Here is a 22,933-nt window from a genome sequence, read left to right as displayed (position 1 = left end):
AGAATTTCTTGACGACCATAGAGCATTGGAACCACCTGATCCCATCCCGAACTCAGCAGTGAAACGATGCATCGCCGATGGTAGTGTGGGGTTTCCCCATGTGAGAGTAGGTCATCGTCAAGATTCATTTCGCAAAACCCCTATCTGCGCATGCAGGTAGGGGTTTTGTCTTTCTGGCCTAAACCCCAGACCTGCACAACCCTCCTCTGTGGGAGCGGGTTCACCCGCGAACACCGGCATAGCCGGTGCCATCCACCGCGTCGCCCGCTTCGCGGCTAAAGCCGCTCCCGCAGGTATGGCGCGGGTCCAGGGTATGCTGTGGAAGTGGCCTTCACCCCGCCGGCAGCCCTTTTCCTATGCAAGCCAACAGCCCATAGCTATCATGCCTGCCTTATTCCAAGTCGAGACTGGCATGCTGAAGTTGTTGAATCTCCTCAAGGATGGTCGGTTCCATTCCGGAGAAGCTCTGGGGTCGGCCCTCGGGGTAAGTCGCAGCGCCGTTTGGAAGCAGCTGCAGCACCTGGAGAGCGAACTGAACCTCACCATTCACAAGGTTCGTGGGCGCGGCTATCAGTTGGCGGCGCCACTGGCTTTGCTCGATGCGCAAGCGATTGCCGGGTTTGCCGAAGGCGAGCAGTGGCCCGTTTTCATCCACGAAACCATCGACTCGACAAATGCCGAAGGCCTGCGGCTCGCCGGGGAAGGGCAGACCGCTCCATTTCTGGTCCTGGCCGAGCGCCAGAGCGCCGGCCGTGGTCGTCGCGGTCGGCAGTGGGTCAGCCCGTTTGCCGAAAACCTCTATTACAGCCTGGTACTCCGTGTGGATGGCGGCATGCGCCAGCTCGAGGGCTTGAGCCTGGTGGTGGGGTTGGCGGTAATGCGTACCCTGCAGGCGTTTGGGGTTAAGGATGTGGGGCTCAAATGGCCCAACGATGTCCTCGTTCGCGGGCAGAAGATCACCGGTATCCTCCTGGAGTTGGTGGGTGACCCGGCAGATGTCTGTCATGTGGTGCTGGGTATCGGCATCAATGTGAACATGCAGGTCAACGATCAGGTCGACCAGGTGTGGACCTCGATGCGCCGCGAAGTAGGGGCGGCAGTCGACCGTAACCGGCTGGTAGCGTTGCTCAGTCAGCAATTGCAGCACGAATTGGCACGGCATCGTCGCTACGGGTTTGCCGCATTCCAGGAAGAATGGGAGCAGGCGCACCTCTGGCAGGGGCGCAATGTTTCTCTGGTTGCCGGTAGCACGCGTATTGATGGCGTGGTTCTTGGCGTCGACGGGCAGGGCGGCTTGCGCCTTGAGGTGGGCGGGGTGGAAAAGAGCTTCAGTGGTGGTGAGCTCAGTTTGAGGTTGCGTGATGATTCTTGAGCTCGATTGCGGTAACAGCTTCATCAAGTGGCGGGTAATCCACGTCGCTGATGCAGCGATTGAAAGCGGCGGTATCGTCGACTCCGATCAGGCGCTGGTGGCCGAAGTGGCTGCGCTGGCTTCGGTACGTCTGACCGGCTGCCGCATTGTAAGTGTGCGCAGTGAGGAAGAAACCGATGCGCTTTGCGCGCTGATTGCCCAGGCATTTGCCGTGCAAGCGCGCGTGGCGCACCCCGCCCAGGAAATGGCGGGTGTGCGCAATGGCTATGACGACTACCAGCGCCTGGGCATGGACCGTTGGTTGGCGGCGCTGGGAGCATTTCACCTGGCCAAGGGCGCTTGCCTGGTCATTGACCTGGGCACCGCTGCCAAAGCGGATTTCGTTGCGGCGGACGGTGAGCACCTGGGTGGCTACATCTGCCCGGGTATGCCATTGATGCGTAGCCAGTTGCGTACTCACACCCGGCGTATCCGTTATGACGATGCCTCGGCCGAGCGTGCATTGGCCAGCCTGGCGCCAGGTCGCTCGACGGTCGAGGCGGTCGAGCGCGGTTGCGTGTTGATGCTCCAGGGTTTTGCGCGTACCCAGCTCGAGCAGGCGCGTGTGTTGTGGGGGGGCGATTTCACGGTGTTCCTCACAGGTGGCGATGCGCCGCTGGTTAGGGAGGCCGTGCCCCAGGCGCGTGTCGTGCCTGACCTGGTTTTCGTAGGCCTGGCTATGGCCTGCCCATTGGATTGAGGTGCCTATGCGTTGGTTGTTTCTGCTGTTACTGGTGCTCAACGTCTTCTATTACGTGTGGCACCAGCAGGAAGCCCCGCTGAAGGTCAAGGAAGTCGCGCCCCTGTCGCTGTACAAGGGGAATCAGCAAGAAATCCGCCTGTTGCGCGAAACGGGGGTGTCGGCGCCACCCAAGCGCCGGGATGAGTGCCTGGTGGTCGGTGGCGTGATGGGGCAGGGCCAGCTCGATGCACTGCGTCAGCGCCTGTTGAGCCTGGATATTGCCACGCTGCCGGTGGTGGGGCAGCTGCCAGGGGCGGATGGTCGTTGGCTCAAGGTTGCCCCGGAAAGCGAGCGTTTGCTGGACCAAACCGTGCTCGCGACTCTTTCCAACGATTTCAAAGACTTAAAACACAAAATTATTTTCTGCCAGGGTATTGCAACTGGCGAATAGCTTGATAGAATGGCGCCCGCTTCACAGGGAACACCACTCAGGTGGCAGAACTGGAAGCGGTGTCAAAGCAGCTAAGTTTCAGATTTGATTGAAAAAATTTGAAAAAACGCTTGACACTAGGACGGCAGACAAATAGAATGCCGGCCACATCTGGAGGGATTCCCGAGCGGTCAAAGGGGACGGACTGTAAATCCGTTGCGAGAGCTTCGAAGGTTCGAATCCTTCTCCCTCCACCAGTTTTAGCGAGAGCCGCAAGCTCCGCGGGTATAGTTTAGTGGTAGAACCTCAGCCTTCCAAGCTGATGATGCGGGTTCGATTCCCGCTACCCGCTCCAAGTTTGCTGGATTTTGCACAAAGTGTTTCGCTCTTGTAGCTCAGTTGGTAGAGCACACCCTTGGTAAGGGTGAGGTCAGCGGTTCAAGTCCGCTCAAGAGCTCCATATAAACAAGGCAGATATGAAAATATCTGCCTTTGTTTTATCAGCGCAAGACTATTTCTTCTGCGGAGGATTGTATCGATGGCTAAGGAAAAGTTTGATCGTTCCCTTCCCCACGTTAACGTCGGCACTATCGGCCACGTTGACCACGGTAAGACCACTCTGACCGCAGCTCTGACTCGCGTCTGCTCCGAAGTTTTCGGTTCGGCAGTCGTTGAGTTCGACAAGATCGACTCGGCTCCGGAAGAAAAAGCGCGCGGTATCACCATCAACACCGCTCACGTCGAGTACAACTCGAACATTCGTCACTACGCTCACGTTGACTGCCCAGGTCACGCTGACTACGTGAAGAACATGATCACCGGTGCTGCCCAGATGGACGGCGCGATCCTGGTTTGCTCGGCCGCCGATGGTCCGATGCCACAAACCCGTGAGCACATCCTGCTGTCCCGTCAGGTAGGCGTTCCTTACATCGTGGTCTTCCTGAACAAGGCTGACCTGGTAGACGACGCTGAGCTGCTGGAACTGGTCGAGATGGAAGTTCGCGACCTGCTGTCCACCTACGACTTCCCAGGCGACGACACCCCGATCATCATCGGTTCGGCTCGTATGGCCCTGGAAGGCAAAGACGACAACGAAATGGGTACTACCGCTGTCAAGAAGCTGGTAGAAACTCTGGATGCCTACATCCCTGAGCCAGTTCGTGCCGTTGATCAGCCGTTCCTGATGCCGATCGAAGACGTATTCTCGATCTCGGGTCGTGGTACCGTTGTTACCGGTCGTATCGAGCGTGGTATCGTCCGCGTTCAGGATCCGCTGGAAATCGTTGGTCTGCGTGACACCACCACCACCACCTGCACCGGTGTTGAGATGTTCCGCAAGCTGCTGGACGAAGGTCGTGCTGGCGAGAACTGCGGCGTTCTGCTGCGTGGTACCAAGCGTGACGACGTTGAGCGTGGCCAGGTTCTGGTCAAGCCAGGTTCGGTCAAGCCGCACACCAAGTTCACCGCAGAAGTCTATGTTCTGTCGAAGGAAGAAGGCGGTCGTCACACTCCGTTCTTCAAAGGCTACCGTCCTCAGTTCTACTTCCGTACCACTGACGTGACCGGTAACTGCGAACTGCCGGAAGGCGTTGAAATGGTAATGCCAGGTGACAACATTCAGATGACTGTCACCCTGATCAAGACCATCGCAATGGAAGACGGTCTGCGCTTCGCTATCCGTGAAGGCGGTCGTACCGTCGGCGCCGGCGTCGTAGCAAAAATTATTGAATAAGTAGTTGATTTACTTGATCAGGCTGGTATAATGGCCGGCCTGATACAGCGTTACAGGTCAGTAGCTCAATTGGCAGAGCGACGGTCTCCAAAACCGTAGGTTGGGGGTTCGATTCCCTCCTGACCTGCCATTTCACCTCGGTGTGATGGCTTTCTTCTCACAGGATCCTCCTCGATGACTCCCAAAACTGAAGCCCAAGAATCGCGTTTTGATCTGTTCAAGTGGCTGGCTGTAGTGGCTTTGGTGGTTGTCGGCGTAGTGGGTAACCAGTATTACTCCGCCTCCCCGATCCTGTATCGCGTCCTTGCACTTCTCGTCCTGGCTGCTGTCGCGGGCTTTGTAGCTCTGCAGACTGCGAAGGGCAAGTCGTTCTTTGCGCTGGCGAAGGAAGCTCGTACCGAGATTCGTAAAGTCGTGTGGCCGACCCGCCAGGAAACCACCCAGACCACGCTGATTGTCGTGGCTGTCGTGCTGGTTATGGCACTGCTGCTGTGGGGTCTTGATTCCCTGCTCGGCTGGGCGGTCTCCTTGATCGTTGGCTAAAGGTGTCCCGTGGCTAAGCGTTGGTATGTTGTGCATGCTTACTCGGGTTACGAGAAGCATGTAATGCGCTCCCTGATCGAGCGCGTCAAGCTGGCTGGCATGGAAGACGGTTTCGGCGAGATCCTGGTCCCGACCGAAGAAGTCGTCGAAATGCGCAACGGCCAGAAGCGCAAGAGTGAGCGTAAATTCTTCCCTGGCTATGTACTGGTCCAGATGGAGATGAACGAAGGGACTTGGCACTTGGTCAAGGACACCCCTCGTGTGATGGGCTTTATTGGTGGCACCGCAGACAAGCCTGCGCCGATCACCGATAAAGAAGCAGAGGCTATCCTGCGTCGCGTTGCCGACGGTAGCGACAAGCCGAAGCCGAAGACGCTGTTCGAGCCGGGTGAAGTGGTTCGAGTCATTGACGGTCCGTTCGCTGACTTCAATGGTAGTGTCGAAGAGGTTAACTACGAAAAGAGTCGCCTGCAGGTAGCGGTGCTCATTTTCGGTCGCTCTACTCCGGTGGAGCTCGAGTTCAGCCAGGTCGAAAAGGTCTAGGCGGACGAAGCATCCCATACCCCGCAGCCCTGTGTGCTGCGGGGTTTTGTCGTCACTGGGATAAAACGCAAGTCATCCGGGGAGCCAACAGGCGTTCGTACCCGATTTTGGAGTAGCTCATGGCTAAGAAGATTCAGGCTTACATCAAGCTGCAAGTTAAGGCCGGCCAGGCCAACCCAAGCCCACCCGTTGGTCCAGCACTGGGTCAACACGGTGTGAACATCATGGAATTCTGCAAGGCCTTCAACGCCCGTACCCAGGGTCAAGAAGCCGGCCTGCCGACTCCTGTGATCATCACTGTCTACAGCGACCGTAGCTTCACCTTCGAGACCAAGAGCACCCCTGCCTCGGTTCTGCTGAAGAAAGCTGCTGGCCTGACCAGTGGTTCGGCTCGCCCGAACACCGTTAAAGTCGGTACCGTTACCCGTGCTCAGCTGGAAGACATCGCCAAAGCTAAACAGGCTGATCTGACTGCCGCTGACCTGGACGCTGCTGTACGCACCATCGCTGGCTCTGCCCGCAGCATGGGCCTGAACGTGGAGGGTGTGTAATGGCTAAGCTGACCAAACGCCAAAAGGCAATCGCCGAGAAAATCGAAGCAGGCAAGGCCTACAACTTCGAAGAAGCGGCCACTCTGCTGGCTTCGCTGCCGGCTGCCAAGTTCGTAGAATCCTACGACATCGCCGTTAACCTCGGTGTTGACCCGCGTAAATCCGACCAGGTCGTACGCAGCGCTACCGTGCTGCCGCACGGCACTGGCAAGACCGTTCGCGTTGCTGTCTTCACCCAGGGTCCAGCTGCTGAAGCCGCTCTGGCTGCCGGCGCTGACCGCGTAGGCATGGACGATCTGGCTGCCGAAATGAAAGGCGGCGACCTGAACTATGACGTCGTTATCGCATCGCCTGATGCCATGCGCGTTGTAGGTCAGCTGGGTCAGGTTCTGGGTCCTCGCGGCCTGATGCCTAACCCGAAAGTTGGTACCGTGACCCCAGACGTAGCCGGCGCCGTCAAGAACGCCAAGGCTGGTCAGGTTCGCTACCGTACCGACAAGAACGGTATCATCCACACCTCCGTTGGCAAGGTCGGCTTCGAAGCCGGCAAGCTGAAGGAAAACGTTGAAGCCCTGATCGCTGATCTGAAGCGTATCAAGCCAGCTTCCTCGAAAGGTATCTACGTCAAGCGCGTTACCCTGAGCACCACCATGGGCCCAGGTCTGGTCATCGATCAGAGCTCGCTGAACGTGTAAGAACATGGTGGCGCGACCTGTCGCGCCACCAGCAAAAATTGGGGTCCCTGCCTGGCGGGGGCTATCCAAGACCGTAGGCGGCGCAAGCCTTAAAACACCAGCCCACGCAGATGGTGCTCCCGATTCGTTACCGAATCAGACACCAAAACGACATCCGGCTCCGGCCAGATGAAACGGTAAAAACCAGGAGTAAACCCGTGGCAATTAAACTCGAAGACAAGAAGGCCATCGTCGCTGAAGTCAACGAGGCTGCCAAAGTCGCTCTGTCCGCTGTCGTGGCTGATGCCCGTGGTGTGACTGTAGGCGCAATGACCGGACTCCGTAAAGAGGCCCGCGAAGCTGGCGTTTACGTACGTGTCGTACGTAACACCCTGCTGAAGCGCGCTGTTGAAGGCACCGAATTCTCGATCCTCAACGACGCGTTCAAAGGCCCGACCCTGATTGCTTTCTCCAACGAACACCCGGGCGCTGCTGCTCGTCTGTTCAAAGAGTTCGCCAAGGGTCAGGACAAGTTCGAGATCAAGGCAGCTGCGTTTGACGGCAAGTTCCTTGCCGCTAACCAGATCGACGTGCTGGCAACCCTGCCAACTCGCGACGAGGCTATCGCACAGCTGATGAGCGTAATCCAAGGTGCAACCAGCAAGCTGGCTCGTACCCTGGCAGCTCTGCGCGACCAGAAAGAAGCTGCTGCTGCCTAAGGCACGCGCAACTCTTTCAAAATCATACGTTTAATTTGATGGCTGCGTAGGCTGTCACCCCAATACAGGATTGAAGTCATGTCTCTGACTAACGAGCAAATCATCGAAGCAATCGGCCAGAAAACTGTTCTGGAAATTGTTGAACTGATCAAAGCGATGGAAGAAACCTTCGGCGTTACCGCTGCTGCCGCTGTTGCCGCTGGCCCAGCCGCTGGCGCTGCTGCCGCTGTTGAAGAACAGACCGAGTTCAACGTCGTTCTGACCGAAGCTGGCGACAAGAAAGTAAACGTGATCAAGGCCGTTCGTGAACTGACCGGTCTGGGCCTGAAAGAAGCCAAAGAGAAAGTCGACGGCGCTCCTCAGGTTATCGCTGAAGGCGTTTCGAAAGAAGCCGCTGAAGACGCGAAGAAGAAGCTGGAAGAAGCTGGCGCTAAAGTCGAGCTGAAGTAATCTCGACCTTGCGACTCCAGTCCGAGCGTTGAGCGAAGGGCTGATGGCTGGTGGCTTATGCCACCGGCCTTTTTCCGTTATTGGTGGCCGGTCAGGCCGGCCCCGATAACAAGCTGCAAGACACCCATGTGGGTGGCGCAAACCAAGGGGTTTGCACGATTTTCTGGCTGCTCCCGCCGGGAGAAGCCAAACAAGCAGGTGACCAAGCTGGGGAACGCTGATGGCTTACTCATACACTGAGAAAAAACGTATCCGCAAGGACTTTAGCAAGTTGCCGGACGTCATGGATGTGCCTTACCTCCTGGCCATCCAGCTGGATTCGTATCGCGAATTCCTGCAAGCGGGAGCATCCAAGGATCAGTTCCGCGACGTCGGCCTGCACGCGGCCTTCAAATCGGTATTCCCGATCATCAGCTACTCCGGCAATGCTGCCCTGGAGTACGTAGGCTATCGCCTGGGCGAACCCGCCTTCGATGTGAAGGAATGTGTCCTGCGTGGCGTGACCTTCGCGGTCCCACTGCGGGTCAAGGTGCGCCTGATCATCTTCGACAAGGAATCGTCGAACAAAGCGATCAAGGACATCAAAGAGCAAGAAGTCTACATGGGTGAAATCCCCCTGATGACTGAGAACGGTACCTTCGTTATCAACGGTACCGAGCGTGTGATCGTTTCCCAGCTGCACCGTTCGCCTGGTGTGTTCTTCGACCACGACCGTGGCAAGACTCACAGCTCCGGCAAGCTGCTGTACTCCGCTCGCATCATCCCTTACCGCGGCTCCTGGCTGGACTTCGAGTTCGACCCGAAGGACTGCGTGTTCGTACGTATCGACCGTCGCCGCAAACTGCCGGCCTCGGTGCTGCTGCGTGCCCTGGGTTACAGCACTGAAGAAGTGCTGAACACCTTCTACACCACCAACGTGTTCCACATTTCCGGCGAGAAACTCAGCCTGGAACTGGTACCGCAGCGTCTGCGTGGTGAGGTTGCAGTCATGGATATCCATGACGAAACCGGCAAAGTCATCGTCGAGCAGGGCCGCCGTATTACCGCGCGCCACATCAACCAGCTCGAGAAGGCCGGCGTCAAGCAGCTGGACGTTCCTATGGAATACGTCCTGGGCCGCACTACCGCCAAGGCCATCGTGCATCCGGCTACCGGCGAGATCCTGGCCGAATGCAACACCGAGATGACCACCGAACTGCTGATCAAGGTCGCCAAGGCACAGGTTGTCCGTATCGAGACCCTGTACACCAACGACATCGATTGCGGTCCGTTCATCTCCGATACCCTGAAGATCGACACCACCAGCAACCAGCTGGAAGCCCTGGTCGAGATCTACCGCATGATGCGTCCTGGCGAGCCGCCAACCAAGGATGCTGCCGAGACCCTGTTCAACAACCTGTTCTTCAGCGCCGAGCGTTACGACCTGTCCGCCGTTGGCCGCATGAAGTTCAACCGTCGTATCGGTCGTACCGAGATCGAAGGTTCGGGCGTGCTGAGCAAGGAAGATATCGTCGAGGTTCTGAAGACCCTGGTCGACATCCGTAACGGCAAAGGCATCGTCGACGACATCGACCACCTGGGTAACCGTCGCGTACGTTGCGTCGGCGAGATGGCCGAGAACCAGTTCCGCGTTGGCCTGGTGCGTGTCGAGCGCGCGGTCAAGGAACGCCTGTCGATGGCGGAAAGCGAAGGCCTGATGCCGCAAGACCTGATCAACGCCAAGCCGGTTGCGGCGGCGGTGAAAGAGTTCTTCGGTTCCAGCCAGCTGTCCCAGTTCATGGACCAGAACAACCCACTCTCCGAGATTACCCACAAGCGCCGCGTCTCCGCACTCGGCCCAGGTGGTCTGACCCGTGAGCGTGCCGGCTTCGAAGTCCGTGACGTACACCCGACCCACTACGGCCGTGTGTGCCCGATCGAGACCCCTGAAGGTCCGAACATCGGTCTGATCAACTCCCTGGCTGCCTATGCCCGCACCAACCAGTACGGTTTCCTGGAAAGCCCGTACCGTGTGGTGAAGGAAGGTGTGGTCAGCGACGACATCGTGTTCCTGTCGGCCATTGAAGAAGCGGATCACGTCATCGCCCAGGCTTCGGCCGCGATGAACGAGAAGAAGCAACTGATCGATGAGCTGGTAGCTGTTCGTCACCTGAACGAATTCACCGTCAAGGCGCCGGAAGACGTCACCCTGATGGACGTTTCGCCGAAGCAGGTTGTTTCCGTCGCTGCGTCGCTGATTCCGTTCCTCGAGCACGACGACGCCAACCGTGCATTGATGGGTTCGAACATGCAGCGTCAGGCTGTACCGACCCTGCGCGCCGACAAGCCGCTGGTAGGTACCGGCATGGAGCGCAACGTTGCCCGTGACTCCGGTGTCTGCGTGGTTGCTCGCCGCGGTGGCGTGATCGACTCGGTCGACGCCAGCCGTATCGTTGTTCGCGTTGCTGACGACGAAGTTGAAACCGGCGAAGCAGGTGTGGATATCTACAACCTGACCAAGTACACCCGTTCGAACCAGAACACCTGCATCAACCAGCGTCCGCTGGTGAGCAAGGGTGACAAGGTTCAGCGTGGCGACATCATGGCCGACGGCCCGTCCACCGACATGGGTGAACTGGCACTGGGTCAGAACATGCGCATCGCGTTCATGGCGTGGAACGGCTTCAACTTCGAAGACTCCATCTGCCTGTCCGAGCGTGTGGTCCAGGAAGACCGCTTCACCACCATCCACATCCAGGAACTGACCTGTGTGGCGCGTGACACCAAGCTTGGCCCAGAGGAAATCACTGCGGACATCCCGAACGTGGGTGAAGCTGCACTGAACAAGCTGGACGAAGCCGGTATCGTCTACGTGGGTGCCGAAGTCGGCGCTGGCGACATCCTGGTCGGCAAGGTAACGCCAAAAGGCGAAACCCAGCTGACTCCGGAAGAAAAACTGCTGCGCGCAATCTTCGGTGAGAAGGCCAGCGACGTTAAGGACACCTCCCTGCGCGTGCCAACCGGCACCAAGGGTACCGTCATCGACGTACAGGTCTTCACCCGTGATGGCGTCGAGCGCGACAGCCGCGCCCTGGCCATCGAGAAGATGCAGCTGGACGAGATCCGCAAGGACCTCAACGAAGAGTTCCGCATCGTCGAAGGTGCAACCTTCGAGCGTCTGCGTTCTGCCCTGAACGGCCAGGTGGTCGACGGTGGCGCGGGCCTGAAGAAAGGCACCGTGATCACTGACGAAGTACTGGACGGTCTGGAGCACGGCCAGTGGTTCAAACTGCGCATGGCCGAAGATGCACTGAACGAGCAGCTGGAAAAGGCTCAGCAGTACATCGTCGATCGTCGCCGTCTGCTGGACGACAAGTTCGAAGACAAGAAGCGCAAGCTGCAGCAGGGTGATGACCTGGCACCGGGCGTACTAAAGATCGTCAAGGTTTACCTGGCAATCCGCCGTCGCATCCAGCCGGGTGACAAGATGGCCGGTCGTCACGGTAACAAGGGTGTCGTCTCGGTAATCATGCCGGTCGAAGACATGCCGCACGACGCCAACGGTACTCCGGTCGATGTCGTACTGAACCCGCTGGGTGTACCTTCGCGTATGAACGTCGGTCAGATCCTCGAAACCCACCTGGGCCTGGCGGCCAAAGGTCTGGGCGAGAAGATCGACCGCATGATCGAAGAGCAGCGCAAGGCCGCTGAACTGCGCGTGTTCCTGACCGAGGTCTACAACGAGATCGGCGGTCGTCAGGAAAACCTGGACGAGTTCACCGACGAAGAGATCCTGGCCCTGGCCCACAACCTGAAGAAGGGCGTGCCAATGGCTACCCCGGTCTTCGACGGTGCCAAGGAGCGCGAGATCAAGGCCATGCTGAAGCTGGCCGACCTGCCAGAGAGCGGCCAGATGGTGCTGTTCGATGGCCGTACCGGCAACAAGTTCGAGCGTCCTGTGACCGTTGGTTACATGTACATGCTCAAGCTGAACCACTTGGTGGACGACAAGATGCACGCGCGTTCCACTGGTTCCTACAGCCTGGTTACCCAGCAGCCGCTGGGTGGTAAGGCGCAGTTCGGTGGTCAGCGTTTCGGGGAGATGGAAGTGTGGGCGCTGGAAGCATACGGCGCGGCATACACCCTGCAAGAAATGCTCACAGTGAAGTCGGACGACGTGAACGGCCGTACCAAGATGTACAAGAACATCGTGGATGGCGATCACCGTATGGAGCCGGGCATGCCCGAGTCCTTCAACGTGTTGATCAAAGAGATCCGTTCGCTCGGTATCGATATCGATCTGGAAACCGAATAACACGTGACGCGAAGGGGAGTGGGGCAGGTAATGCCCGCTCCCTGCTCCGCCAGGAGGAAAGGCCTTGAAAGACCTACTGAATTTGCTGAAAAACCAGGGTCAAGTCGAAGAGTTCGACGCCATCCGCATCGGTCTGGCGTCGCCTGAAATGATCCGTTCGTGGTCGTTCGGTGAAGTTAAGAAGCCGGAAACCATCAACTACCGTACGTTCAAGCCTGAGCGTGACGGCCTGTTCTGCGCCAAGATCTTTGGCCCAGTCAAGGACTACGAGTGCCTGTGCGGCAAGTACAAGCGCCTCAAGCACCGCGGCGTGATCTGCGAGAAGTGTGGCGTTGAAGTTGCCCTGGCAAAAGTTCGTCGTGAGCGCATGGCGCACATCGAACTGGCCTCGCCGGTTGCCCACATCTGGTTCCTGAAGTCGCTGCCGTCCCGTATCGGCCTGCTGATGGACATGACCCTGCGTGACATCGAGCGCGTGCTCTACTTCGAGAGCTACGTCGTTATCGACCCGGGCATGACCACCCTGGAAAAAGGCCAGCTGCTGAACGACGAGCAGTACTTCGAAGCGCTGGAAGAGTTCGGTGATGACTTCGACGCCCGCATGGGTGCCGAGGCTGTCCGCGAGCTGCTGCACGCTATCGACCTGGAGCACGAGATTGGTCGCCTGCGCGAAGAGATTCCGCAGACCAACTCGGAAACCAAGATCAAGAAGCTGTCCAAGCGCCTGAAGCTGATGGAAGCGTTCCAGGGTTCGGGCAACCTGCCTGAGTGGATGGTCCTGACCGTCCTGCCAGTGCTGCCGCCGGACCTGCGTCCGCTGGTACCGCTGGATGGCGGCCGCTTCGCGACCTCCGACCTGAACGACCTGTATCGTCGGGTGATCAACCGTAACAACCGTCTGAAGCGCCTGCTGGATCTGTCGGCGCCGGACATCATCGTGCGCAACGAAAAGCGCATGCTGCAGGAAGCGGTCGACGCCCTGCTGGACAACGGCCGTCGCGGTCGCGCCATCACTGGCTCGAACAAGCGTCCGCTGAAGTCCCTGGCCGACATGATCAAAGGTAAGCAAGGTCGCTTCCGTCAGAACCTGCTCGGTAAGCGTGTGGACTACTCTGGCCGTTCGGTAATTACCGTAGGCCCGACCCTGCGTCTGCACCAGTGCGGTCTGCCGAAGAAGATGGCCCTCGAGCTGTTCAAGCCGTTCATTTTCGGCAAGCTGGAAATGCGTGGTCTGGCGACCACCATCAAGGCTGCCAAGAAGATGGTCGAGCGCGAGCTGCCAGAGGTGTGGGACGTGCTCGCGGAGGTGATCCGCGAACACCCCGTGCTGCTCAACCGTGCACCGACCCTGCACCGTCTGGGTATCCAGGCATTTGAACCGGTTCTGATCGAAGGTAAGGCTATCCAGCTGCACCCGCTGGTCTGTGCCGCGTACAACGCCGACTTCGACGGTGACCAGATGGCCGTTCACGTGCCGCTGACCCTGGAAGCCCAGCTCGAAGCGCGCGCGCTGATGATGTCGACCAACAACATCCTGTCGCCAGCCAACGGTGAGCCAATCATCGTTCCGTCGCAGGACGTGGTACTGGGTCTGTACTACATGACCCGTGAGGCCATCAACGCCAAGGGCGAAGGTCGCGTGTTCGCCGACCTGCAGGAAGTCGACCGCGTATTCCGCGCCGGCGAGGCTGCCCTGCACGCGAAAATCAAGGTTCGTATCAACGAAACCGTGAAAGAGCGTGACGGTTCCGTGGTCAAGAACACCCGCATCGTCGACACCACCGTCGGCCGTGCGCTGCTGTTCCAGGTTGTACCGGCAGGCCTGCCGTACGACGTGGTCAACCAGCCGATGAAGAAGAAGGCGATCTCCAAGCTGATCAACCAGTGCTACCGCGTGGTTGGTCTGAAAGAGACCGTAATCTTCGCTGACCAGCTGATGTACACCGGTTTCGCGTACTCGACCATTTCCGGCGTTTCGATCGGTGTTAACGACTTCGTTATCCCGGACGAGAAAGCTCGCATCATCGGTACCGCTACCGACGAAGTGAAGGAAATCGAGAGCCAGTACGCCTCCGGCCTGGTAACCCAGGGCGAGAAGTACAACAAGGTCATCGACTTGTGGTCGAAGGCGAACGACGAAGTGTCCAAGGCGATGATGGCCAACCTCTCGAAAGAGAAGGTCATTGACCGCGAAGGCAAGGAAGTCGAGCAAGAGTCCTTCAACTCGATGTACATGATGGCTGACTCCGGTGCGCGGGGTTCCGCAGCCCAGATCCGTCAGCTGGCCGGTATGCGTGGCCTGATGGCCAAGCCGGACGGCTCCATCATCGAGACGCCGATCACTGCGAACTTCCGTGAAGGTCTGAGCGTTCTGCAGTACTTCATTTCGACCCACGGTGCTCGTAAGGGTCTGGCGGATACCGCACTGAAGACTGCGAACTCCGGTTACCTGACTCGTCGTCTGGTAGACGTTGCCCAGGATCTGGTGGTTACCGAGATCGACTGCGGTACCGACCAGGGTCTGCTGATGACTCCGCACATCGAAGGCGGCGACGTTGTAGAGCCGCTGGGTGAGCGTGTACTGGGTCGTGTTATCGCCCGTGACGTGTTCAAGCCAGGCACCGAGGACGTCATCGTTCCGGCCGGTACCCTGGTCGACGAGAAGTGGGTCGAGTTCATCGAGCTGAACAGCATCGACGAAGTGATCGTGCGTTCGCCGATCAACTGCGAAACCCGCTACGGCATTTGCGCCAAGTGCTACGGCCGTGACCTGGCTCGCGGTCACCAGGTGAACATCGGTGAAGCTGTCGGCGTTATCGCCGCCCAGTCGATCGGTGAGCCGGGTACCCAGCTGACCATGCGTACGTTCCACATCGGTGGTGCTGCAAGCCGTACTTCGGCTGCCGACAGCGTCCAGGTGAAGAACGGCGGTATGGTGCGTCTGCACAACCTCAAGCAGGTTGAGCGTGCCGATGGCAACCTGGTTGCCGTATCGCGTTCGGGTGAGTTGGCCATCGCCGACGAATTTGGCCGTGAGCGTGAGCGTTACAAGCTGCCTTACGGTGCGGTGATTTCGGTCAAGGAAGGTGACAAGGTCGAAGCTGGCGCCATCGTCGCCAAGTGGGACCCGCACACCCACCCGATCGTTACCGAGCTGAAAGGTACCGTGACCTTCGTGGGCATGGAAGAAAACATCACCATCAAGCGTCAGACCGATGAGCTGACCGGCTTGACCAACATTGAAGTACTGGACGTCAAGGATCGCCCTGCCGCAGGCAAGGAAATCCGTCCGGCAATCAAGATGGTCGACGCCGCTGGCAAGGACCTGTACCTGCCAGGTACCGACGTACCTGCCCAGTACTTCCTGCCGGCTAACGCCCTCGTCGGCGTGGCTGACGGTGCTCAGATCGGTGTTGGTGACGTTATCGCGCGTATCCCGCAAGAAACGTCGAAGACCCGTGACATCACCGGTGGTCTGCCGCGTGTTGCCGACCTGTTCGAAGCGCGCCGTCCGAAAGAGGCCTCGATTCTGGCTGAAGTCAGCGGCACCATCGCGTTCGGCAAGGAGACCAAAGGCAAGCGTCGTCTGGTCATCACCCCGACCGACGGTAGCGATCCGTACGAAGAGCTGATTCCGAAGTGGCGCCACCTGAACGTCTTCGAAGGCGAACAGGTAAACCGCGGCGAAGTTATCTCCGACGGCCCGAGCGATCCGCACGACATCCTGCGTCTGCTGGGTGTGAGCGCGCTGGCGAAGTACATCGTCAACGAGATCCAGGACGTTTATCGTCTGCAAGGCGTTAAGATCAACGACAAGCACATCGAGACCATCCTGCGTCAGATGCTGCGCAAGGTCGAGATCTCCGAGTCGGGCGATTCCAGCTTCATCAAGGGCGACCAGATGGAACTGACCCAGGTACTGGTAGAGAACGAGCGTCTCGCCGCCGAGGACAAGTTCATCTCCAAGTTCACCCGCGTGCTGCTGGGTATCACCAAGGCCTCGCTGTCGACCGAGTCGTTCATCTCCGCGGCTTCCTTCCAGGAAACCACCCGCGTACTGACCGAAGCGGCGGTAACCGGCAAGCGCGACTACCTGCGCGGCCTGAAAGAGAACGTGGTCGTGGGTCGTCTGATCCCGGCCGGTACTGGTCTGGCCTACCACAGCGAGCGTAAGCGTCGCCGTGATGCCGACAAGCCGCTGCGTGTGAGCGCCAGTGAGGTGGAAGCCGCACTGACCGAAGCGCTGAACTCCAGCGGTAATTAAGTACAGGGCAGGGCCCCGGCAAGCCCCGAGCGATCAGCGGCGACATGAAATGTTGCCGATGATCGGGCGGGGAGGGCCGGGGCCTCGTCTTGACTGGGTGCAAGATCCTCTTTAGACTTTTGTACCCTTAAATTTGGTGAGGCTCCGTCTCGCCAATTTTTGGCTTTCTTGCAAGACAATAGAGTCGCAAGACAATCAGTGGAGCTAGTAGATGGCAACTATCAACCAGCTGGTACGTCAGCCGCGTAAGCGTTCGGTCGAGAAGTCCGACGTTCCTGCGCTGCAGAACTGCCCGCAGCGTCGTGGCGTGTGCACCCGCGTGTACACCACCACGCCGAAAAAACCTAACTCGGCACTGCGTAAAGTATGCCGTGTGCGTCTGACCAACGGTTTCGAGGTTTCCTCGTACATCGGTGGTGAAGGCCACAACCTGCAAGAGCACAGCGTCGTCCTGATCCGTGGCGGCCGTGTAAAAGACTTGCCAGGTGTTCGTTACCACACCGTTCGCGGCTCTCTGGATACTTCGGGCGTTAAAGGCCGTAACCAGGGTCGTTCGAAGTACGGTACCAAGCGTCCGAAGTAATCGGTCGTTTGCAGACATCCATTTTTTTGAGTCGATAAGAGTAAGGTCGGGCGTAGGTCGAATGACCTGGTCCCGGGCTAACCTGAAGACCGTTTGAGGGCTTATCATGCCAAGACGTCGTGTAGCAGCAAAACGTGAGATCCTTGACGATCCGAAGTACGGATCCCAGATCCTCGCCAAGTTCATGAACCACGTGATGGAAAGCGGCAAGAAGGCCGTAGCCGAGCGCATCGTTTACGGTGCCCTGGATACCGTCAAAGCACGCAAGAACAGCGACCCCCTGGAAATCTTCGAGAAAGCTCTCGACGCCATCGCTCCGCTGGTCGAAGTTAAGTCCCGCCGTGTCGGCGGTGCCACTTACCAGGTTCCGGTTGAAGTTCGTCCATCCCGTCGTAACGCTCTGGCAATGCGCTGGCTCGTAGACTACGCCCGCAAGCGCGGCGAGAAGTCGATGGCTCTGCGCCTGGCCGGCGAGCTGCTGGATGCTGCTGAGGGCAAGGGTGCTGCAGTCAAGAAGCGTGAAGACGTGCACCGTATGGCCGAGGCCAACAAAGCGTTCTCGCACTACCGCTTCTAATTCAAGCATCAATCATTTTGCGAGGGCTTTATGGCTCGTACTACAGCAATTAACCGCTACCGTAACATCGGTATCTGCGCCCACGTTGACGCGGGCAAGACTACCACTACCGAGCGGATCCTGTTCTACACAGGTCTGAGCCACAAGATGGGCGAGGTGCACGACGGCGCCGCGACCACCGACTGGATGGTGCAGGAGCAGGAGCGCGGTATCACCATTACCTCCGCTGCCGTTACCACCTTCTGGAAAGGTTCCCGTGGTCAGTACGACAACTACCGCGTAAACGTCATCGATACCCCCGGCCACGTTGACTTCACCATTGAAGTAGAGCGTTCGCTGCGTGTACTCGACGGCGCGGTCGTTGTGTTCTGCGGTACCTCCGGCGTTGAGCCGCAGTCCGAAACCGTATGGCGTCAGGCCAACAAGTACGGCGTTCCACGTGTTGTATACGTGAACAAGATGGACCGTGCTGGTGCCAACTTCCTGCGCGTTGTCGGCCAGATCAAGAACCGCCTGGGTCACACCCCGGTTCCGGTCCAGCTGGCTATCGGTGCAGAAGACGACTTCCAGGGTCAGGTCGACCTGATCAAGATGAAAGCCATCTACTGGAACGAAGACGACAAGGGCACCACCTACCGCGAGGAAGAAATTCCTGCGGATATGGTCGAGCTGGCTAACGAGTGGCGCAACAACATGGTTGAAGCCGCCGCCGAAGCCAACGAAGAGCTGATGAACAAGTACCTTGAAGAAGGTGAGCTGACCGTCGAGGAAATCAAGGCAGGCCTGCGCGCGCGCACCCTGGCCAGCGAGATCGTTCCGGCTGTCTGCGGTTCGTCGTTCAAGAACAAGGGCGTTCCCCTGGTTCTCGATGCCGTGATCGACTTCCTGCCTGCTCCGACCGAAATCCCGGCGATCAAGGGTATCCACCCTGACCTGATCGACGTGCCGAAGGACGAAGTCAAGCCTGAGCAGTTCGACGAGCGTCACGCTGACGACAACGAGCCGTTCTCGGCTCTGGCGTTCAAGATTGCCACCGACCCGTTCGTTGGTACTCTGACCTTCGTTCGCGTTTACTCGGGCTTCCTGACCTCCGGTGACTCCGTCATCAACTCGGTCAAGGGCAAGAAAGAGCGCGTTGGTCGTATGGTGCAGATGCACGCCAACCAGCGTGAAGAGATCAAAGAAGTACGTGCGGGCGACATCGCCGCTCTGATCGGCATGAAGGACGTCACCACTGGTGACACCCTGTGCAACGCCGACAAGCCGATCATCCTCGAGCGTATGGACTTCCCAGAGCCTGTGATTTCGCTCTCCGTAGAGCCGAAAACCAAGGCTGACCAGGAGAAGATGGGTATCGCACTGGGCAAGCTGGCTCAGGAAGACCCGTCGTTCCGCGTCAAGACCGACGAAGAAACTGGTCAGACCATCATCTCCGGTATGGGTGAGCTGCACCTGGACATCCTCGTTGACCGCATGAAGCGCGAGTTCAACGTCGAAGCCAACATCGGCAAGCCGCAGGTTTCGTACCGCGAGAAGATCACCAAGTCCAACGTCGAGATCGAAGGCAAGTTCGTTCGTCAGTCGGGCGGTCGTGGTCAGTTCGGTCACTGCTGGATCCGTTTCTCGGAGCCGGATCAGGACGACAAGGGCAACATCACCGAAGGTCTGGTGTTTGCCAACGAAGTCGTTGGTGGTGTGATTCCTAAGGAATACATCCCTGCGATCCAGAAGGGTATCGAAGAGCAGATGAAGAACGGCGTTGTTGCCGGCTATCCTCTGATCGGCCTGAAGGCCGCGGTATTCGACGGTTCGTACCACGACGTCGACTCCAACGAAATGGCGTTCAAGATTGCTGCTTCGATGGCAACCAAGCAACTGGCCCAGAAAGGCGGTGGCGTGGTTCTCGAGCCGATCATGAAGGTCGAAGTTGTAACCCCGGAAGACTACCTGGGTGACGTGATGGGTGACCTGAACCGTCGTCGTGGTCTGGTCCAGGGTATGGATGAGTCGGTCTCTGGCCGTGTCGTCCGCGCTGAAGTTCCGCTCGGAGAAATGTTCGGTTACGCAACCGACGTTCGTTCCATGTCTCAGGGTCGCGCAAGCTACTCCATGGAATTCTCCAAATACGCCGAAGCTCCGTCGAACATCGTCGAAGCACTCGTTAAAAAACAAGGCTAATCCCCTTTAGGCAAGAGGTTCACTGTCGTGGCTAAAGAAAAATTTGATCGTTCCCTTCCCCACGTTAACGTCGGCACCATCGGCCACGTTGACCACGGTAAGACCACTCTGACCGCAGCTCTGACTCGCGTCTGCTCCGAAGTTTTCGGTTCGGCAGTCGTTGAGTTCGACAAGATCGACTCGGCTCCGGAAGAAAAAGCGCGCGGTATCACCATCAACACCGCTCACGTCGAGTACAACTCGAACATTCGTCACTACGCTCACGTTGACTGCCCAGGTCACGCTGACTACGTGAAGAACATGATCACCGGTGCTGCCCAGATGGACGGCGCGATCCTGGTTTGCTCGGCCGCCGATGGTCCGATGCCACAAACCCGTGAGCACATCCTGCTGTCCCGTCAGGTAGGCGTTCCTTACATCGTGGTCTTCCTGAACAAGGCTGACCTGGTAGACGACGCCGAGCTGCTGGAACTGGTCGAGATGGAAGTTCGCGACCTGCTGTCCACCTACGACTTCCCAGGCGACGACACCCCGATCATCATCGGTTCGGCTCGTATGGCCCTGGAAGGCAAAGACGACAACGAAATGGGTACTACCGCTGTCAAGAAGCTGGTAGAAACTCTGGATGCCTACATCCCTGAGCCAGTTCGTGCCGTTGATCAGCCGTTCCTGATGCCGATCGAAGACGTATTCTCGATCTCGGGTCGTGGTACCGTTGTTACCGGTCGTATCGAGCGTGGTATCGTCCGCGTTCAGGATCCGCTGGAAATCGTTGGTCTGCGTGACACCACCACCACCACCTGCACCGGTGTTGAGATGTTCCGCAAGCTGCTGGACGAAGGTCGTGCTGGCGAGAACTGCGGCGTTCTGCTGCGTGGTACCAAGCGTGACGACGTTGAGCGTGGCCAGGTTCTGGTCAAGCCAGGTTCGGTCAAGCCGCACACCAAGTTCACCGCAGAAGTCTACGTTCTGTCGAAGGAAGAAGGCGGTCGTCACACTCCGTTCTTCAAAGGCTACCGTCCTCAGTTCTACTTCCGTACCACTGACGTGACCGGTAACTGCGAACTGCCGGAAGGCGTTGAAATGGTAATGCCAGGTGACAACATTCAGATGACTGTCACCCTGATCAAGACCATCGCAATGGAAGACGGTCTGCGCTTCGCTATCCGTGAAGGCGGTCGTACCGTCGGCGCCGGCGTCGTAGCCAAAATCATCGAGTAATCACTCGACCGATTGAAAAAACCCCCGCTCAGCGGGGGTTTTTTTTATTGGGTTGACACTAAATTGGGGCGTCTATAGAATCACGCCTCCTTTTAGCGGGCGTAGTGCGTCCGTTGGGAACAGCCTGGAGTCTGAAATCCAATGCAAAATCAGCAAATCCGTATCAGGTTGAAGGCTTTCGACCATCGCCTGATCGACCAATCCACCCAGGAAATCGTGGAAACCGCGAAACGTACTGGTGCACAAGTGCGTGGTCCAATTCCACTGCCTACCCGCAAAGAGCGTTTCACCGTTCTGGTCTCCCCGCACGTCAACAAAGACGCGCGTGACCAGTACGAGATTCGCACTCATAAGCGTGTTCTGGACATCGTCCAGCCAACGGATAAAACCGTTGACGCGCTGATGAAGCTTGATCTGGCGGCAGGTGTGGAAGTACAGATCAGCCTCGGCTAAGACTTCGGTCTGGTCGTGTAACGCTCTGAAATGGGCGGCCATAGCGGGTGAAAGCCCCGTACACTCATGAGGTTTACAACATGACTATTGGTGTAATCGGTCGCAAGTGCGGTATGACCCGCATTTTCACCGAAGAAGGTGTCTCCATTCCGGTCACGGTCATCGAGATCGAGCCGAATCGTGTCACCCAGTTCAAAACTGAAGAAACCGATGGCTACCGTGCAGTGCAAGTCACTGTCGGCGAGCGTCGTGCTTCGCGTGTGACTGCCGCTCAGGCAGGTCACTTCGCCAAGGCCAACGTTGCCGCTGGTCGCGGTGTCTGGGAGTTCCGTCTTGAAGAAGGCGATTTCCAGGCTGGCGATCTGATCAAAGCTGAACTCTTCACTGCAGGCCAGCTGGTAGACGTTACTGGTCAGTCCAAAGGTAAAGGCTTCGCCGGTACCATCAAGCGCTGGAACTTCCGTGGCCAGGACAACACCCACGGTAACTCCGTGTCGCACCGTGTCCCAGGTTCCATCGGCCAGTGCCAGACTCCTGGTCGTGTGTTCAAGGGCAAGAAAATGTCCGGTCACATGGGCGCCGAGCGCGTGACTGTTCAGTCCCTGGAAGTAGTTCGCGTAGACGCTGAGCGCAACCTGCTGCTGGTCAAGGGTGCCGTTCCAGGCGCTACTGGCGGCGACGTGGTTGTACGTCCAGCTGTCAAGGCTCGCGGTTAAGGGGAAACTGACATGCAACTCAATGTAAATGACGCTCAGGCGATCGAAGTTTCCGAACTGACTTTCGGTGGCGAATTCAACGAGACGCTGGTACACCAAGCAGTCGTGGCCTACATGGCCGGCGGCCGTCAGGGCACCAAGCAGCAGAAGACCCGTTCCGACGTGGCTGGTGGCGGTAAGCGCCCATGGCGTCAGAAGGGTACTGGCCGTGCTCGTGCTGGTACCACTCGTGGTCCGATCTGGCGTGGCGGTGGTGTAACCTTCGCAGCTCGCCCTCAAGATCACTCGCAGAAGCTCAACAAGAAGATGTATCGCGCAGCCCTGCGCTCCATCCTCGCTGAGCTGGTGCGTAGCGACCGTCTGGTCGTGGTTCAGGACTTCGCTGTTGAAGCACCGAAAACCAAAGATCTGCTGAACAAGCTGAACGGCATGGGTCTGAACGACGTACTGATCGTTTCCGACGCTGTTGATCAGAACCTGTACCTGGCTGCTCGCAACCTGCCGCACGTCGACGTACGTGACGTACAAGGTTCCGACCCGGTCAGTCTGATCGCATACGAGAAAGTGTTGATCACTGTCTCGGCCGTGAAGAAATTCGAGGAGCTGCTGGGATGAACCAGGAACGCGTATTCAAAGTCCTCCTTGGTCCGCACGTTTCCGAGAAGGCTACCGTTCTGGCTGAGAAAAAAGGCCAGTTCGTATTCAAGGTTGCTACCGATGCAACCAAGCTGGAAATCAAGAAAGCTGTCGAAGGCCTGTTCAACGTAAAAGTTGAAAACGTGTCGACTGTTAACGTTCTGGGTAAAACCAAGCGTACCGCACGTGGTCTGGGCAAGCGTAATGACTGGAAGAAGGCGATCGTCTCCCTTCAGCCAGGCCAAGATCTCGATTTCAGCAGCAGTGCTGAGTAAG

The 22,933-nt window shown here is 58.1% G+C and carries 20 protein-coding genes, 4 tRNA genes and 1 rRNA gene; all 25 read left to right on the top strand.

Annotated elements, in window-relative coordinates:
* Positions 1–7 precede the first annotated feature (7 nt).
* Positions 8–123, top strand: a 5S ribosomal RNA gene (rrf, locus tag CAG34_RS20390).
* A 289-nt stretch (positions 124–412) separates the two neighbouring features.
* Positions 413–1,372: a bifunctional biotin--[acetyl-CoA-carboxylase] ligase/biotin operon repressor BirA gene (gene birA, locus CAG34_RS20385; protein ID WP_085592057.1), complete on the top strand. Its 960-nt coding sequence runs from the start codon at positions 413–415 to the stop codon at positions 1,370–1,372.
* Complete coding sequence (locus CAG34_RS20380) at positions 1,362–2,111, top strand: pantothenate kinase (protein WP_085592043.1); 750 nt, start codon at positions 1,362–1,364, stop codon at positions 2,109–2,111. The genes birA and CAG34_RS20380 overlap by 11 nt, the downstream gene beginning before the upstream one ends.
* Positions 2,112–2,118: 7 nt before the next feature.
* Positions 2,119–2,544, top strand: a complete 426-nt coding sequence (locus CAG34_RS20375; RefSeq protein ID WP_025337487.1) for a hypothetical protein — start codon at positions 2,119–2,121, stop codon at positions 2,542–2,544.
* 152 nt (positions 2,545–2,696) lie between these two features.
* Positions 2,697–2,780, top strand: a tRNA-Tyr gene (locus tag CAG34_RS20370).
* 24 nt (positions 2,781–2,804) lie between these two features.
* A tRNA-Gly gene (locus tag CAG34_RS20365) sits at positions 2,805–2,878 on the top strand.
* A gap of 29 nt (positions 2,879–2,907) precedes the next feature.
* Positions 2,908–2,983, top strand: a tRNA-Thr gene (locus CAG34_RS20360).
* Positions 2,984–3,061: 78 nt separating this feature from the next.
* Positions 3,062–4,255, top strand: coding sequence for an elongation factor Tu (gene tuf, locus CAG34_RS20355; RefSeq protein ID WP_013970626.1), 1,194 nt, complete (start codon positions 3,062–3,064; stop codon positions 4,253–4,255).
* Positions 4,256–4,309: 54 nt separating this feature from the next.
* Positions 4,310–4,385: transfer RNA gene (locus CAG34_RS20350), tRNA-Trp, on the top strand.
* A 44-nt stretch (positions 4,386–4,429) separates the two neighbouring features.
* Positions 4,430–4,798: a preprotein translocase subunit SecE gene (gene secE, locus CAG34_RS20345; RefSeq protein ID WP_003257081.1), complete on the top strand. Its 369-nt coding sequence runs from the start codon at positions 4,430–4,432 to the stop codon at positions 4,796–4,798.
* 9 nt (positions 4,799–4,807) lie between these two features.
* The gene (nusG, locus tag CAG34_RS20340) at positions 4,808–5,341 is read left to right on the top strand and encodes a transcription termination/antitermination protein NusG (RefSeq protein WP_003255501.1); all 534 of its coding nucleotides are present in this window, start codon (positions 4,808–4,810) and stop codon (positions 5,339–5,341) included.
* Positions 5,342–5,460: 119 nt separating this feature from the next.
* Complete coding sequence (rplK, locus tag CAG34_RS20335) at positions 5,461–5,892, top strand: 50S ribosomal protein L11 (RefSeq protein WP_003255500.1); 432 nt, start codon at positions 5,461–5,463, stop codon at positions 5,890–5,892.
* Positions 5,892–6,587, top strand: coding sequence for a 50S ribosomal protein L1 (rplA, locus tag CAG34_RS20330; protein ID WP_013970629.1), 696 nt, complete (start codon positions 5,892–5,894; stop codon positions 6,585–6,587). Before rplK ends, rplA begins: the two co-directional genes overlap by 1 nt.
* Positions 6,588–6,784: 197 nt before the next feature.
* The gene (rplJ, locus tag CAG34_RS20325; RefSeq protein WP_003257082.1) at positions 6,785–7,285 is read left to right on the top strand and encodes a 50S ribosomal protein L10; all 501 of its coding nucleotides are present in this window, start codon (positions 6,785–6,787) and stop codon (positions 7,283–7,285) included.
* Between the two features lie 78 nt (positions 7,286–7,363).
* Positions 7,364–7,735 carry a 50S ribosomal protein L7/L12 gene (gene rplL / locus CAG34_RS20320; protein ID WP_013970630.1) on the top strand — a complete coding sequence of 124 codons (372 nt, stop codon included), beginning with the start codon at positions 7,364–7,366 and terminating at the stop codon, positions 7,733–7,735.
* 220 nt (positions 7,736–7,955) lie between these two features.
* A complete protein-coding gene (gene rpoB / locus CAG34_RS20315) occupies positions 7,956–12,029 on the top strand; it encodes a DNA-directed RNA polymerase subunit beta (protein ID WP_013970631.1) in 4,074 nt (1,357 codons plus the stop codon).
* Positions 12,030–12,093: 64 nt separating this feature from the next.
* Entirely contained in the window at positions 12,094–16,293 is a 4,200-nt protein-coding gene (rpoC, locus tag CAG34_RS20310) for a DNA-directed RNA polymerase subunit beta' (RefSeq protein WP_075044428.1), read from the top strand.
* 211 nt (positions 16,294–16,504) lie between these two features.
* Positions 16,505–16,876: a 30S ribosomal protein S12 gene (rpsL, locus tag CAG34_RS20305; RefSeq protein ID WP_003255492.1), complete on the top strand. Its 372-nt coding sequence runs from the start codon at positions 16,505–16,507 to the stop codon at positions 16,874–16,876.
* A 106-nt stretch (positions 16,877–16,982) separates the two neighbouring features.
* Positions 16,983–17,453: a 30S ribosomal protein S7 gene (gene rpsG, locus CAG34_RS20300; protein WP_003246741.1), complete on the top strand. Its 471-nt coding sequence runs from the start codon at positions 16,983–16,985 to the stop codon at positions 17,451–17,453.
* Between the two features lie 30 nt (positions 17,454–17,483).
* Positions 17,484–19,631, top strand: coding sequence for an elongation factor G (fusA, locus tag CAG34_RS20295; protein ID WP_025337489.1), 2,148 nt, complete (start codon positions 17,484–17,486; stop codon positions 19,629–19,631).
* Between the two features lie 27 nt (positions 19,632–19,658).
* On the top strand, positions 19,659–20,852 hold the full coding sequence (tuf, locus tag CAG34_RS20290; RefSeq protein WP_013970626.1) for an elongation factor Tu: 1,194 nt from the start codon (positions 19,659–19,661) through the stop codon (positions 20,850–20,852).
* Positions 20,853–20,993: 141 nt separating this feature from the next.
* Positions 20,994–21,305, top strand: coding sequence for a 30S ribosomal protein S10 (rpsJ, locus tag CAG34_RS20285; protein ID WP_003186070.1), 312 nt, complete (start codon positions 20,994–20,996; stop codon positions 21,303–21,305).
* An 80-nt stretch (positions 21,306–21,385) separates the two neighbouring features.
* Complete coding sequence (gene rplC, locus CAG34_RS20280; RefSeq protein ID WP_003257089.1) at positions 21,386–22,021, top strand: 50S ribosomal protein L3; 636 nt, start codon at positions 21,386–21,388, stop codon at positions 22,019–22,021.
* A gap of 12 nt (positions 22,022–22,033) precedes the next feature.
* On the top strand, positions 22,034–22,636 hold the full coding sequence (gene rplD, locus CAG34_RS20275; RefSeq protein WP_008089819.1) for a 50S ribosomal protein L4: 603 nt from the start codon (positions 22,034–22,036) through the stop codon (positions 22,634–22,636).
* Complete coding sequence (gene rplW, locus CAG34_RS20270; RefSeq protein ID WP_003255484.1) at positions 22,633–22,932, top strand: 50S ribosomal protein L23; 300 nt, start codon at positions 22,633–22,635, stop codon at positions 22,930–22,932. Before rplD ends, rplW begins: the two co-directional genes overlap by 4 nt.
* Position 22,933 lies beyond the last annotated feature (1 nt).

It is taken from the genome of Pseudomonas sp. B14(2017), assembly GCF_002113255.1.
In the GTDB taxonomy this organism is placed as follows: domain Bacteria; phylum Pseudomonadota; class Gammaproteobacteria; order Pseudomonadales; family Pseudomonadaceae; genus Aquipseudomonas; species Aquipseudomonas putida_Z.
The sequence above is the reverse complement of the archived record's forward strand: the minus strand, read 5'-3'. Positions and strand labels throughout refer to the sequence as shown.